Source organism: Pseudomonas sp. Root569 (genome assembly GCF_001427465.1).
GTDB lineage: Bacteria > Pseudomonadota > Gammaproteobacteria > Pseudomonadales > Pseudomonadaceae > Aquipseudomonas > Aquipseudomonas synxantha.
Map to the genome: position 1 here is coordinate 216169 of NZ_LMGQ01000007.1, position 13872 is coordinate 230040.

Here is a 13872-nt window from a genome sequence, read left to right on the forward strand (position 1 = left end):
TTTTTTGATATCGAAGGTGAACATCGCACTCCTGCCGGTAAAAAAACACCATTCCCATAGGCAGTAGGAAAAATCAGGTAATTCCTACAAGCTCATTAAATACCACCAGGGCGACGCCGTTAGCCGCGTCGCACAGCGCCTCAAGGCACCGGTAACCACGCGCTGAAACCCGCCTGGCGGGTCAATGGGCACCAGGCAACGTCCCCTGTCGGAGCGGGCAACAGCTGGCGCTCAACACCAGGTAACGGCACGCCCTTCCAATCGAAAACCCTTGTACCTTGCCAGGCCAGCACTATGCCCAGGGCCTGGCTTTGATCGGTATTGACCCAACACGCCGCCGAGGCTGCCATAAAGGCTTCGATAGGCTCGTCGTCGATCTGCGCCCGGTAAGTCGAGCCCAGCAGCCAGCGGCACACGCTCAGGTGGTAGGTCCAATCCAGCGCCGGCTGATTGCGGTAGGCCCAGGTCATGAAACTGCGAAACAGGTTCAGCCCCTCCGGCGGGTCGAGCTTGAGCAGTGCCGGGCAGATATCAAACAACGTGTGCCAATGGGGCAGCAAGCGTGCATCCAGGTGCACGAAACAGCGGGAATTACTCGGGTAGTCGGGCAGCGCCGGCTCGCTGCGCAGGCGGCGGGACGCCTTGCTGACCAGGCGGCTGGCGCCTGCAGGCAATTGATGATTCATGGGTCGCACTCACAGTCGTGACGATAGAACGCCCCCTGGTCACAGGGGGCCCAAGGCACACGTCAGAAGTCTGGGGAAGCGCGGGGGTTGGCCGAGGGCCAGGAGTAACGCGGTGGCGCCTTATTGCGCCGCTCATGGGCAGGACGCGGGGTTTGCGCCTGGCCCAACAGCCAGGCCAGGCCAATCAGGAAGACGATGGCGACGGTAACGGCGCTGCACACCGGGCAGGCAAAGTAGTTCGAGATGTTGCTGGAATTCGGGTTAGCCAACCCTTTATCGGAAATCGGCGACTGGCCGCCGTCGGCTGAACAGAACAGGCCACCGATGCCATTGAGTTGCTGGCCCATCATCTGACCATGCCCTAAACCGCAGGCGAACAGGTTCATCAGCACGCAAAAGTACAGGGCCCAGGCGATCAGCGAACGGTCACAATGGCGCAATTTCATGGCGGCGACTCTACCACCGAAGCCGCAAAAGGATGAAGTGCGGCGCGCCCCTGTGGCAGAACGTCGCAGATTACGTGGGCCAGCCAGGGTTGCTAGACTGTGGGCCCTCCTCGTTTCTACGTTTCAAAGCCTGGCTTTCAAAGCCTGATGTGTAGATCCAGAGCAATGCAGGCGTTTCACAGGATGCACAGTTAATGAGTACGTTATTCACCCGCCGCAAAGTGCTGACCGGCATGGGCCTGTTGGGCCTGGGCAGCCTGCTGGGCGGCTGTGACTACAGCCCCAAGCTGAATTTCAAATACGGCAAGGACCTCAGTGACAAGATCATGGGCCGCACCTTCAAGCTCAAGAACACCGACGGCGAAACCGTCACCCTGAGTTCGTACCGTGGGCTGATGCCGGTGGTGTTCTTCGGCTTCACCCAGTGCCCGGCGGTCTGCCCGACGACCCTGGCCCGCGCCGCCCAGGCCAAGAAGCTGATGGGCCGCGACGGTGAGATCATGCAGGTGGTGTTCATCACCCTGGACCCCGAGCGCGACACTCCCGAAATCCTCGACAAATACGTCAAGGCCTTCGACCCCAGCTTCGAAGCGCTCTACGGCACCCCGGAAGAAATCGCCGTGGCCGCCAAGGAATTCGGGATCTTTTATGAAAAGATCCCTGCCGGCGACACCTACACCCTGTCCCACACCGCCACCAGTTTCGTGTTCGACACCCGTGGCAACCTGCGCCTTGGCTTGCAGGCATCCCTTACCGCTCAAGAGTGTGCAGAAGACCTGCTCACCGTCATGGAGGTCTGCTAATGACTGCCGTTCAACACCTCAAACGCTTGACCCTGGGCCTCACCCTGCTGGGCATCGCCGCCCACGCCAGCGCCCAGGTACTGGTCACCGACGCCTGGGTGCGCGCCTCAGTAGCAGGCCAGCCGTCCAGCGGCGCGTTCATGACCGTCACCGCCGACAGCGACAGCCGGCTGCTCAGCGTGGCCTCGCCGGTGGCCAAGGACGTGCAGATCCATGAAATGAGCATGAAGGACGACGTGATGCGCATGGGCCCGGTGGACTCGGTGGCCCTGCCTGCTGGCAAAGCCGTCAAGCTCGACCCGAACGGCTACCACGTGATGCTGATGGGCCTGACCGGCCAGATCAAGGAAGGCGACCAGGTGCCGCTGACCCTTACGGTGCAGGATGCCAAGGGTGAAAAGCAGACGGTTGAAGTAAAGGCTGCCGCCCGTGGCCTGGATGGGATGGACCACAGCAAGATGGACCATAGCAAGATGCATTGATTGGGCTGTGGCAGAGGGCCCTTTGTAGGAGCGAGCTTGCTCGCGAAAAACGTCAACGATAACGCGTGCTTCCTGAATGAACGCGGCGCCTGTGAGTTTTTCGCGAGCAAGCTCGCTCCTACAAAAGCCTTAACTGACTGGCATTAGGACAAGCCCCACATTTTGACCGAATACAACCAATCCAAAAATACTTGTTATCCTGCCGCTCCAACCCACATGGACGCGCGCCTATGCAGATCGCCCCCGCCTTCATCCTGCACCAGACCGAGCACTGGCTGCTCAATCACCACCAGGCGTCAAAGCTGCCGGGCTACCTGATGCTGGGCGCCCAGGCACAGATCGATTCGCTCGCCGATATGCCTGACGCCGCGCTGGCCGAACTGGGCGGCTTGCTCGCCAACATCCAGCGCGTGATGCAAGCCCAACTCCAGCCAAAATGGTTGTACATCAGCCGTTACGGTCATATGCCAGGCTTGCCGCTGCACTTTCACTTCATCCCCGTCTATGACTGGGTAGAGCAAGCCTTCTGGCAGGATGAACGCTATCGCACACTGCAGCGTTTTGGCGCCCAGGAACTCCAGGAAACACTGACCGATGGGGCCGAACTGACCCTGTTTGTATGGCGTGAGTTTGGCGAAAGCACTACACCCCCGCAGATTCAAGGGCCGGGGGTTGAGCAGGTGATTGAGCAACTGCGTGCGGCATTCAAGCCTCAGGCATGACACGCAGCCGCTTCACCATCGGAATACACGCCAGCGCCAGCCCCGACGGCGAGTGATACTCCGCCGGCTCATCGCCCACATAACCACACGCCCGATAGAAACTCACCGCATTCAAGGTGGAATCGAGCATCACCTCTTCAATGGCCCTCAGTCGCGCAACGTCCTCCAAATAGTCAAGCATCGCCTTGCCATATCCACGTCCGGTGAACCCAGGCCGCACGAATAACGCCCCCACTTCATTGTTATCAAGATCGAGCATGCCGGTGGCGACGGCCGCGCCATTCACCCACCCCAGGTAAAACAATTTGTCCATCAGCGTGTCATAGCCATCGGCGGCTTTGCCCCGCGTCCAAAGCGCCATCTGCTCGGCACTGTAGGCGCCGATGCACTGGCCAAGGATGGCGTCGCGGCGGATGTCAAACGCGCAGTTGGCGTCCTCGGGTGTCGCGCGGATTATCTCCAGCATTGCAATGTCCTTGTGTGACCTCAATTTGCCATTAGCCCATTTGTGCTAATCGACCCTTCCCACCTGCGGCGCTATATTCCCCGGCACTTCCAACGCTCCTCCGGCACCGCGCATCCATTGCGCGCGGGTTCGTTGTGCGCTGGAAAAACCATAACAACCCCAAGGAAGAAGCACCATGAAACTCCACTCCTCTGTTACTCGCCTTGCCCTGCTGGGCGCCCTGATCATCGGCGTAGCCGGTTGCAGCAATATCAAGCCCACCGAAGACCATCTCAAGACGCTCTCGGAGACCAACCTGGGCGAGCCGGTAAAACGTATCTCCAATGTGCGCAGCGACTCCATGACCACCTACTATGTGGCCAACACCGCATCCGGCGAATACAACTGCTCCGTACCCAGCGGCGCCAGCGGCGGTGCGTTCGCAATCGCCAGCTTTGGCCTGATGAAACCTGCCGCCTACTGCCAGCCCAAAGGCGCACGTGGCAACGGGCTGACGCCATTCATGCAGTAATGTTTTCCCGTCTGAGGTCGCGCAACCTGCCGCGCAGTTCCGCTGGGCGCACCGGCTTGGAGAGTATTGCGATCTGACGGTCGTGCAACGCGGCCTGGATTTTCTCCACGTCATGACCGGTGAGGATCAACGCCGGCACCGCCCAGCCACGTTGCTGGCGTAGCTGATCGATGCATTCGATACCGGTGGCGTGGTTGCCCAGGTCATAGTCGGCAACGATGATGTCGCAGTCGCTGACCAGGCCCTGCCCACTGGACTCGGCCTGCACCTCGCAACCCCAGCGCTCCAGCAGGGCCTGGGTGGCGAGCAGTACGTTGTGGTCATCTTCCACCAGGCACACTTTCAAACCCGTGAGCAGGCCGGCCTGGCGCGCATCGGCGCGCAATGTCGGTTGAACCGGCGCAGTGGCGAGTGCCAGGCCATGCAGGCTTACTGAGGTGCCACGGCCCACCCGCGAACGCAGGCTCACGCGCAGCCCCATCAATTGCCCCAGGCGCTTGACGATGGACAGCCCCAGGCCAACGCCTTCGACGTCCTTGTCACGCAGTTGGCGCACGCGATAGAACTCCTCGAAGACCTGTGACAGATGCTCCCTGGCAATCCCCCGCCCCTGGTCATGCACCTCCACCACCAGACCGTCATCGCGAATACGCACGCCGACCAGCACTGGCCGTTGTGCAGCGTATTTGAAGCAATTGGAGAGCAGGTTCTGCACCATGGTCGCCAACATACCCGGGTCCACCAGTACCCAGTGGGTGCAAGGCCGCAAGCGTAGCTCCACGCCGGCCCAGCGTGCGGCTTCGGCGTTCTGGCGCATCAGGTCGGCGAGGAAGTCGCCCAGGTGGATCACCTGGTATTTGGGCAGCAGCCGGCCATTGTCGAGGGTATAGAGATCAAGAATCGAACGGAACAGTTGCGACACGTTGAGCAGCGAACGGTCGATGTTATCCACCAGCCGCCGCTCGTCATCCCCCAGCCGGGCTTCGCGCAGGCAGGCGGTGAACAGGCCGATGGAGTGGATCGGCTGGCGCAGGTCATGGCTGGCCTGGGCGAGAAAACGGGATTTTTCCAGGTTGGCGGCGATGGCTTCTTCGGAAGCCTTGCGCGTACGCTCCAGCAGGATATGGGCGTACACCGGGATCACCGTGCTGGTGATCATCAGCATCAGCACCATGAACGGCTGCGCCTGCCACAACGGCGTGAGCTGGTACACCACCAACAGCGCCAGCAACGCCAGCCCCGTGGCAATCGCCAGGTAGCGCGAGCCGTAGCGCATGCCGTTGCCCAGGTTCACCCACACCATCACCGCATACAGCGGCAACGCCGCTTCACCGCCCACCACCAGGCCGAACGAAGTGCCGGTGTAGTCGTGAAGCATGCCGAAGATGCGCCGCGCCGGGTAATGCCCGGGCCAACGTGCGATGACCTGGCGCAACACGATGGACGCCAGCAGGAACATGAAGATATACAGGATCACCGGCAGGTAGGTGTCCAGCGAGTGCCCGGGTAGGAAACCCAGTAGGCTGATATACACAATGGCGATGGTGGCCACCACAATGCGCAGGTTAGCCTGGTCGAGTTCAGAGTTGGTCTCGAGACCCATAGTCATATCCTTGACATATCCACTGTAGGAGCGAGCTTGCTCGCGAAAAACGCTACCGATAACGCGTGTTGTCTGATATTACGCGGTGCCTGTGCGTCCTTCGCGAGCAAGCTCGCTCCTACAGTATTGAGAGGGGTAAAGTAACATGCCTCAGCACACCCTTGCCCCAGGAAGGAGCACACCATGACCGGCCGGATCATCATCGCCGACGACCACCCGATGTTTCGCGAAGGCATGGCGCGTACCGTGCAACGCCTGTTGCCCGATGCCCAGGTGAAAGAGGCCGGCGACCTGGCCACGGTAAATGCGCTGCTGCGCGAGGCTGGCGAAGTCGACACCCTGATCCTCGACCTGCGCTTCCCCGGCCTGACCTGCATCAGCCAACTGGCCGAACTGCGCCAGCAACTGCGACGTACCACCCTGATCGTGGTGTCGATGGTCGACGACGCCGCGCTGATCGAACAGGTCATGGCCCTGGGCATGGACGGCTTTATCGGCAAGAACATCACCCCCGACGAGATCGGCCAGGCGCTGCTGGCGATCCGCGACGGCGAAGTGCTGGTCAAGTTCGCGCCTTCGGGCCTGCTGCCGCTGGGCACTCACACCCTCACCACCCGCCAGCGGGAAGTGCTGCGCCTGATTGCCCAGGGCAAGACCAACAAGGAAATTGCCAAGGCCCTGGATATCTCGCCGTTTACCGTGCGTATCCATGTGTCATCGCTGCTGCGCACGCTGGACGTGCCGTCACGGGCGGCAGCAGCGGTGAAGTATTCCGGAGAGTTGTAGGTCCACCGCCCCTCCCACATTAGACCGAGGTGCAGCAGTCGGCCCTTCACGGCTCTGCATCCGATATTTATGCTCAATTCCCAGCTTAATAATATTTTATTAATCCCCCCCCGCCGCCTAACTTGACGTCATGCCCAAGCTGAATCCAACTGCATTACGCAAGGACAGACACATGACTCAAGCAATAACAAAAATAGACACGCTGGTAGTGGGAGCGGGTCAAGCTGGCGTAGCCATGAGCGAGCACCTGAGCAAGCAAGGCGTGCCGCACCTGGTGCTGGAGCGCAGCCGTATCGCCGAGCGCTGGCGCACCGGGCGCTGGGACTCGTTGGTCGCCAATGGCCCGGCCTGGCATGACCGCTTCCCCGGCCTGGAATTCATTGATGTGCCCGCCGATGGTTTCGCGCCCAAAGAACGCGTGGCGGATTACTTTGAAACCTATGCACGCAAGTTCAATGCACCGATCCGCACCGGGGTGGACGTCACCTCAGTGGTACGCAACGTCGGCCGTCCCGGTTTTAGTGTGCACACCAGCGAAGGTGTGATCGAAGCCAACCGCGTGGTGGCTGCCACCGGGCCGTTCCAGAAGCCGGTGATTCCGGCCATTGCGCCCAAAGACACCGCGCTGCACCAGATCCATTCCGCCGACTATCGCAACCCCGGGCAACTGCCGGCGGGCGCTGTATTGGTGGTGGGCGCCGGCTCTTCCGGGGTGCAGATCGCCGATGAATTGCAGCGCGCCGGGCGCCGGGTGTACCTGTCGGTCGGCGCCCATGACCGCCCGCCCCGCGCCTATCGCAACCGCGATTTCTGCTGGTGGCTGGGGGTGCTGGGTGAATGGGACCAGGTGGCGATGAAGCCCGGCCGCGAGCATGTGACCATCGCGGTCAGCGGCGCCCACGGCGGCAAGACCATCGACTTCCGTGAACTGGCCCAGCAAGGCATGACCCTGGTCGGCCTGACCCAAGCCTTTGACGGCAACGTGGCCACCTTCCAGCCCAACCTGGTGGAAAACCTGGCCCGCGGCGACGAAAACTACCTGGCCCTGCTGGATGCGGCTGACGCCTATATCGAGCGCAACGGCCTCGACCTGCCGCTGGAGCCCGAAGCGCGTCGCGTGTTTCCCGATGCCGAATGCATCAGCAACCCGATCCTGCAACTGGACCTGGCCCAGGCCGGCATCACCTCGATCATCTGGGCTACCGGGTTTGCCACGGATTACAGCTGGTTGAAAGTCGACGCCTTCGACGCCGCCGGCAAGCCCCAGCACCAGCGCGGGGTCTCCAGTGAAGCGGGCATCTACTTCCTCGGCTTGCCGTGGCAATCGCGGCGTGGTTCGTCATTCATCTGGGGTGTGTGGCACGACGCCAAATACGTGGCCGACCACATCGCCATCCAGCGTCAGTACCTTGAGTACCGCGAACCCGCACCGGTTGTTCACCACACCCCTGTCAGCGCCTGAGCACTTTTTCCTGGAGTTTTTTTGATGCCTACCCACACTCGCATCCGCATGTTCAACACCAAAGAAACCTACCCCAACCAGAGCCTGGACAACGACCTGTGCCAGGCGGTGCGCGCCGGCAACACCGTGTATGTACGCGGCCAGGTGGGTACCGATTTCGACGGCAACCTGGTGGGCCTTGGCGATGCCCGCGCCCAGGCCGAACAGGCGATGAAGAACGTCAAGCAACTGCTCGAAGAAGCCGGCAGCGACCTCAGCCATATCGTCAAGACCACCACCTACCTGATCGACCCGCGCTACCGCGAACCGGTGTACCAAGAAGTCGGCAAGTGGCTCAAAGGCGTGTTCCCGATCTCCACCGGGCTGGTGGTCTCGGCCCTCGGCCAGCCACAGTGGCTGATGGAAATCGATGTGATCGCGGTTATTCCAGAGTAAGGAGGCTAGCCATGACCTTTTCCATCGTCGGCCGTTGTGCGGAAACCGGCCAGCTGGGCATCGCCATCAGCTCATCGAGCATTGCCGTGGGCGCCCGCTGCCCGTGGCTGCGGCCCGGTGTGGGCGCGGTGTCGACCCAGAACATCACCCTGCCCGCCCTCGGCCCGGACGTGCTCGACCTGCTGGAACAGGGCCTGGCTCCGGCCGAGGCCCTCGACCAAGCCCTAACGCGCAACGGCTACAGCCAATACCGGCAAGTGACGGCGATTGACCACCTGGGCCGCAGCGTGCATTTCAGCGGCAGCCAGACCCTGGGTACCCATCATGCGGTATCGGGCGAGCAATGCGTGGCGGCGGGCAATATGCTCGCCGACCGCGAAGTCATCACGGCGATGGTCACCGCCTTCGAACAGGGTGAAGGGCAACTGGCAGACCGGCTGCTGGCGGCCATGCATGCCGCCATCGCCGCCGGTGGCGAAGCCGGTCCGGTGCACTCTGCCGCGCTGGTGGTGGTGGGCGAGCTGACCTGGCCGATCATCAATCTGCGTGTGGACTGGGCCGATGAAGCCCCCCTTGTCGAACTTCAATCACTCTGGGACGCCTACCGCCCGCAAGTGCAGGACTATATCGACCGCGCCCTCGCCCCCGACCGCTCCCCCGGCTACGGCGTGGCCGGAGACGACCGATGAGCCGCAGCCGCGAATTGCTGCGCACGCTGGTGGGGTTCGATACCACCAGCCGCGAAACCAACCTGCAGTTGATCGAGTTTGTGCGCGATTACCTCGCCGGATTTGGTGTAGCCAGTGAACTCGTCTATAACGCGCAGCGCAGCAAGGCCAACCTGTTTGCCAGCATCGGCCCGGTAGAACTGCCAGGCATCGTGCTGTCGGGGCACACCGATGTGGTGCCGGTGGATGGGCAACCCTGGACACTGCCGCCGTTCGAGTTGACCGAGCGTGACGGCAAGCTGTTCGGGCGCGGCACTGCCGACATGAAGGGGTATATCGCCTGTGTGCTGGCGCTGGTGCCGGAGTTGGTCAAGACGCCGTTGCGCCTGCCGGTGCATATCGCCCTGTCCTATGACGAGGAAGTCGGCTGCCTCGGTGTGCGTTCGCTGCTCACCGTGCTGGAACAGCGCCCGGTAAAGCCCATGCTGTGCATTATTGGCGAGCCGACCGAACTCAAACCGGTGCTGGGCCACAAGGGCAAATTGGCTATGCGCTGCGATGTGCAGGGCCACGCATGCCATTCGGCGTATGCGCCCTCGGGGGTGAATGCGATTGAACACGCCGCCGAATTGATCGGCGAGCTGGGCCGTATTGGCCAGCGTTTGCGCTCGCGCCAGGACCCGAGGTTCGATCCGCCGTTCAGCACGGTACAGACCGGCATGATCAGCGGCGGCAAGGCATTGAACATCGTGCCCGCCGATTGCCGCTTCGATTTCGAAGTGCGCGCCCTGCCTGCCATGGACCCAGGTGAAGTGGCTGAAGAGTTGCAAGCGTACGCGATGCAGCAGGTGCTGCCGAAGATGCAGGCCGTGAGTAAGCAGAGTTCGATTCGGTTTACCGAGTTGTCGGCCTACCCGGGATTGGTCACGGATGAACGCAGCCAGGCAGCGGAGTTGATCGCCGCGTTCTCAGGCTCGCGGGACTTTGGCACCGTGGCGTTTGGCACCGAAGGTGGGTTGTTTGATGCGGTGGGTATTCCGACCGTGGTGTGCGGGCCAGGGAGCATGGACCAGGGGCATAAGCCGGATGAGTTTGTGAGTGTGGAACAGCTCGACGGCTGCGATGCCATGCTGCGAAGGATGCTGGACTCGATTCAGATTTGAAGAAAATACAGATCCAATGTGGGAGGGGGCTTGCTCCCGATGAGGGAGTGGCAGTGAAAGCAGCTGTGACTGACACACCGCCATCGGGAGCAAGCCCCCTCCCACACTGGGTCCTGCGTTCAGCCGAGTAACCGTGCGAGCTCTTCACGGCAGTAATCCACAAACAACTGCACCGGCTTGGTCAGCGGGGCCCGCCTCAGCCACACCGCCGACAACCCCGACCCCGTCACCGTTTCCGCCAACGGAATACACACCACCTTCTGCCCATCATAGGTGTATTCACTGAACGGCTTGGTCACCAGGATCGAGAACCCAAACCCACGCCCCACCATGCCGCGCACCATCTCGATGGACGGCGAGCTGAACACGATATTCGGCGTCAGCCCGCGCTCTTCAAAGATGCTCACGAAGTAGGTCCGGCTGGGCAGCACATCGAGCAAGATCATCGGCTCCAGCACCAGGTCGGCCAGGGACACCTTGGCCTGTTGTGCAAAACGGTGATCGGCCGGCAGCAACGCATAAGGCTGTTGCGGCGGCATCAGTGACGTGGTCTCGATGGTGCCGCCCAGGTCGTGTTCGAACAGCATCGCCACATCGATACTGCCTGCCGTCAGCGCCTGCACCAGCTCCTGCTGCTCGCCGTCGCGAATACGGATCTCAACCCCCGGCCAGCGCGCCTTGAAACCGGCGATCAAACGCGGCAGGTACAGCGGCGCCACGGTTTCAAAGCAGCCAATATCGATCTGCCCCGCCACTACATCATTGTCCGCCAGGGCGTTCTGCTCGAACTCATGGGCCACCCGCAACAGCTCCAGGGCCTTGCGATAAAAACGCGCGCCACTGGGGGTGAGCGAAACGCCCTGGGCGTGATGGCGGATAAACAGCTGCACGCCAAAACTCTCCTCCAGGTGCTTGATCGCCGTGGACACCGACGGCTGAGCGATATACAGCTTGCGCGACGCCTCGGCGACGCTGCCGCATTCGGCAGTTGTCACAAAATATCTGAGCTGGCGCAGGTTATAGGCAGCCATCGGCACCTCCATAAACGTGGGATTTCGCCCCAAACAAGTGCGAAAAAATCGCGCTTTTTTCATCGATTCGAGCCCATGCAACATACCGGAGCAAAAATCTGCGCGAGATACTTTTTTTAAGGTCTATAGCAACAAACTTACTAATTTACCTCCCCGCGCCCATTGCAGATGATCACTCCAACAACAAAGCGCCGCCCCGTGCAGCGCATAGCGAAGTACGTCAACGTACTCACCTTGCCTTGGAGCTCGTCATGGTTACCACTGCAACATCCAGCGCCCCGCTTATCGAAAAACACACGATTGGATACGTGCCCCCGGAAGATCGCCATGGAAAGGTAAGAGACCTGTTCACTCTATGGTTCGGCGGCAACATTGCGCCGTTGCCGATCGTCACCGGCGCACTGGGTGTGCAACTGTTCCACCTCAACCTGGTGTGGGGCATTGTCGCCATCCTCGTCGGCCACCTGGTTGGCGGTGTGTTAATGGCGTTGCACTCGGCCCAGGGCCCGCAGATGGGCATCCCGCAGATGATCCAAAGCCGCGCCCAGTTCGGCTCCCTCGGTGCGCTGCTGGTGGTGGTGATTGCCGGGGTGATGTACATCGGTTTCTTCGCGTCCAACATCGTGCTCGCCGGTAAATCCCTGCACGGCGTGGTCGACGCGGTGCCCGTGCCGGTTGGCATTGTGATCGGCGCCATCGGCTCCGGCATCATCGGCATCATCGGCTATCGCTTTATCCACGTGCTCAACCGTATTGGCACCTGGGTGCTGGGCGCCGGCATCGTGCTGGGCTTCGGCTACATCTTCACCCACGTGCAGACCACCGACTTCCTGACCCGCGGCAGCTTCAACATCTCCGGTTGGCTGGCGACGGTTTCCCTGGCTGCGCTGTGGCAGATCGCCTTTGCGCCGTACGTCTCGGACTACTCCCGCTACCTGCCGGCCGACGTACCCGTCGCCGCGACCTTCTGGACCACCTACCTGGGCTCGGCCCTGGGTTCGAGCCTGGCCTTCATCTTCGGTGCCGTCGCCGTGCTCGCCACCCCGGTAGGCATGGACACCATGGACGCCGTCAAACTCGCCACCGGGGCCATCGGCCCGTTGATGCTGGTGCTGTTTTTGCTCAGCGTGATCAGCCACAACGCCCTCAACCTGTACGGCGCGGTACTGTCGATCATCACCCTGGTGCAGACCTTCGCCTACCGCTGGATCCCCACGGCCAAAAGCCGCGCCGTGATCTCCATCATCGTGCTGGCCGCCTGTTCGATTGCGGCAGTGTTCGCCTCCAAGGACTTTATCGGCCACTTCGTCGACATGGTGCTGGTGCTGCTGGTGGTGCTGGTGCCGTGGACGGCGATCAACCTGATCGACTTCTATGCGATCCACAAAGGCAAGTACGACATCGCCTCGATATTTCGCGTGGATGGCGGCATCTACGGCAAGTACAACCCCCAGGCGTTGCTGGCGTATGCGGTGGGGATTGCGGTGCAGATTCCGTTTATGAACACACCGCTGTACGTGGGGCCGATTTCCGAGCACATCAACGGTGCGGATCTGTCCTGGGTGGTGGGGTTGGTGGTGACGTCGCCGTTGTACTTCTGGTTGGCGAGTCGCGACAGTGCGTATAAGCGCCGCATGGATGGGGGCAAGTTGGTGGGTGGGGTCTGATTAACGGCAGCTGTGCGTGGGAGACCTTCGGGTCTGCCGGGGGTGATTCTTCCTGGTCTGCGAACCCGCGCACAGTCGCCCCCCAGTCTGTTTCGCAGCAGCAAGGCTGTGACGAAACCCGCCTCGGCGGGTTTTCTGGTTTTTGAAGAACTCAAACCTACCGCCAGGATATGTCGAACTCGGTCAACTGTGGGAGGGGGCTTGCCCCCGATACGTAACCACGATGCGAAGCGAGCCGCTCTTGATCTGGATCTGCATGGGTCAGTTGAACCTCACTTCTTCCCCTCGAAGCAAATAGCCTTCCGGTGCCATACACCCAATGTTTCTCTATGATGTGGCCTTTCGCTCAACGCCCCAGGAAACACCCATGCCCACCCTCACCTTGCGCAACGCCCTCCCCGCTGACGCCCACCGCTGCTTTGAAATCGAAACCAGCGCCTACGAAGGCGACGAAGCCGCCACCCTGGAAAAGATCGCCACGCGCATCGCGCAGTATCCCCAGGGTTTTCTGATCCTGGAAGCAGACGACGATGTGGTCGGGTTTATCAACTCAGGCTGCGCCCACGAGGTGGTAATGTCGGACGAAGCCTTCAAGGAGTTGGTCGGTCATTCACCCGAGGCACAGAATGTGGTGATCATGTCGGTAGTGGTCGACCCGGCGTATCAGGGCAAAGGCTATGCAACAACCCTGATGACTGAGTTCGTGCAACGCATGCGTACGCTGGGCAAGCAGACCATTCACCTGATGTGCAAGGAGCAGCATGTGCCGTTGTACACCCGCATGGGCTACACCTATGTGCGCCCGTCGCCGTCGGATCACGGTGGGATGGCGTGGCATGAGATGGTGATGGTGCTGTAGCGCCATTCATGGAAATCATCGTATTTATGTTGCCAAGAGTAAAACCCGGTTGGGTAAAAGCCTAACCCAGGCTTTAAAGGCT

General features: G+C 61.2%; 16 protein-coding genes. 11 read left to right on the forward strand and 5 right to left on the reverse strand.

Annotation, left to right across the window (positions count from 1 at the left end; all coding sequences use genetic code 11):
• Positions 1–140: 140 nt before the first annotated feature.
• Both ASD70_RS08965 and ASD70_RS08970 read right to left on the reverse strand, forming a co-directional pair.
• Complete coding sequence (locus ASD70_RS08965) at positions 141–686, reverse strand: putative natural product biosynthesis protein (RefSeq protein WP_056846241.1); 546 nt, start codon at positions 684–686, stop codon at positions 141–143.
• Between the two features lie 62 nt (positions 687–748).
• Positions 749–1132, reverse strand: coding sequence for a DUF2946 domain-containing protein (locus tag ASD70_RS08970; RefSeq protein WP_056846242.1), 384 nt, complete (start codon positions 1130–1132; stop codon positions 749–751).
• 194 nt (positions 1133–1326) lie between these two features.
• Here ASD70_RS08970 and ASD70_RS08975 point away from each other — a divergent pair, with 194 nt between their 5' ends.
• From ASD70_RS08975 to ASD70_RS08985, 3 genes are all read left to right on the forward strand, one after another.
• Complete coding sequence (locus ASD70_RS08975; RefSeq protein ID WP_043050409.1) at positions 1327–1935, forward strand: SCO family protein; 609 nt, start codon at positions 1327–1329, stop codon at positions 1933–1935.
• Positions 1935–2417, forward strand: coding sequence for a copper chaperone PCu(A)C (locus ASD70_RS08980; RefSeq protein ID WP_046068530.1), 483 nt, complete (start codon positions 1935–1937; stop codon positions 2415–2417). The genes ASD70_RS08975 and ASD70_RS08980 overlap by 1 nt, the downstream gene beginning before the upstream one ends.
• 230 nt (positions 2418–2647) lie before the next feature.
• Entirely contained in the window at positions 2648–3139 is a 492-nt protein-coding gene (locus ASD70_RS08985; RefSeq protein WP_056846243.1) for an HIT family protein, read from the forward strand.
• On the opposite strand, the gene ASD70_RS08990 is transcribed toward ASD70_RS08985, so the two are convergent.
• Complete coding sequence (locus ASD70_RS08990; protein WP_056846244.1) at positions 3123–3605, reverse strand: GNAT family N-acetyltransferase; 483 nt, start codon at positions 3603–3605, stop codon at positions 3123–3125. The two genes, ASD70_RS08985 and ASD70_RS08990, sit on opposite strands and share 17 nt — an antisense overlap.
• 175 nt (positions 3606–3780) lie before the next feature.
• On the opposite strand from ASD70_RS08990, the gene ASD70_RS08995 reads away from it, so the two are divergent.
• Complete coding sequence (locus ASD70_RS08995; RefSeq protein ID WP_056846245.1) at positions 3781–4116, forward strand: hypothetical protein; 336 nt, start codon at positions 3781–3783, stop codon at positions 4114–4116.
• Here ASD70_RS08995 and ASD70_RS09000 read toward each other — a convergent pair.
• On the reverse strand, positions 4106–5719 hold the full coding sequence (locus ASD70_RS09000; RefSeq protein ID WP_046068534.1) for an ATP-binding response regulator: 1614 nt from the start codon (positions 5717–5719) through the stop codon (positions 4106–4108). The two genes, ASD70_RS08995 and ASD70_RS09000, sit on opposite strands and share 11 nt — an antisense overlap.
• Before the next feature lie 183 nt (positions 5720–5902).
• On the opposite strand from ASD70_RS09000, the gene ASD70_RS09005 reads away from it, so the two are divergent.
• The 5 genes from ASD70_RS09005 (at position 5903) to argE (ending at position 10233) form a co-directional block, all read left to right on the forward strand.
• Positions 5903–6505, forward strand: a complete 603-nt coding sequence (locus tag ASD70_RS09005; RefSeq protein ID WP_046068535.1) for a LuxR C-terminal-related transcriptional regulator — start codon at positions 5903–5905, stop codon at positions 6503–6505.
• Between the two features lie 130 nt (positions 6506–6635).
• Positions 6636–7967 carry a flavin-containing monooxygenase gene (locus ASD70_RS09010; RefSeq protein ID WP_411741014.1) on the forward strand — a complete coding sequence of 444 codons (1332 nt, stop codon included), beginning with the start codon at positions 6636–6638 and terminating at the stop codon, positions 7965–7967.
• Positions 7968–7991: 24 nt separating this feature from the next.
• Complete coding sequence (locus ASD70_RS09015; RefSeq protein WP_046068537.1) at positions 7992–8402, forward strand: RidA family protein; 411 nt, start codon at positions 7992–7994, stop codon at positions 8400–8402.
• A gap of 11 nt (positions 8403–8413) precedes the next feature.
• Positions 8414–9091 carry a DUF1028 domain-containing protein gene (locus tag ASD70_RS09020; protein ID WP_046068538.1) on the forward strand — a complete coding sequence of 226 codons (678 nt, stop codon included), beginning with the start codon at positions 8414–8416 and terminating at the stop codon, positions 9089–9091.
• Positions 9088–10233, forward strand: coding sequence for an acetylornithine deacetylase (argE, locus tag ASD70_RS09025; RefSeq protein WP_056846246.1), 1146 nt, complete (start codon positions 9088–9090; stop codon positions 10231–10233). Before ASD70_RS09020 ends, argE begins: the two co-directional genes overlap by 4 nt.
• A 119-nt stretch (positions 10234–10352) precedes the next feature.
• Here the strand turns inward: argE and ASD70_RS09030 are convergent, their stop codons facing one another.
• The gene (locus ASD70_RS09030; RefSeq protein WP_056846247.1) at positions 10353–11264 is read right to left on the reverse strand and encodes a LysR substrate-binding domain-containing protein; all 912 of its coding nucleotides are present in this window, start codon (positions 11262–11264) and stop codon (positions 10353–10355) included.
• A gap of 251 nt (positions 11265–11515) precedes the next feature.
• On the opposite strand from ASD70_RS09030, the gene ASD70_RS09035 reads away from it, so the two are divergent.
• Together ASD70_RS09035 and ASD70_RS09040 are read left to right on the forward strand one after the other, a co-directional pair.
• Positions 11516–12931 (forward strand): purine-cytosine permease family protein, encoded by a 1416-nt coding sequence (locus tag ASD70_RS09035; RefSeq protein ID WP_046068541.1) that lies wholly within the window; start codon positions 11516–11518, stop codon positions 12929–12931.
• 367 nt (positions 12932–13298) lie between these two features.
• On the forward strand, positions 13299–13790 hold the full coding sequence (locus ASD70_RS09040) for a GNAT family N-acetyltransferase (RefSeq protein ID WP_056846248.1): 492 nt from the start codon (positions 13299–13301) through the stop codon (positions 13788–13790).
• Positions 13791–13872: the final 82 nt, after the last annotated feature.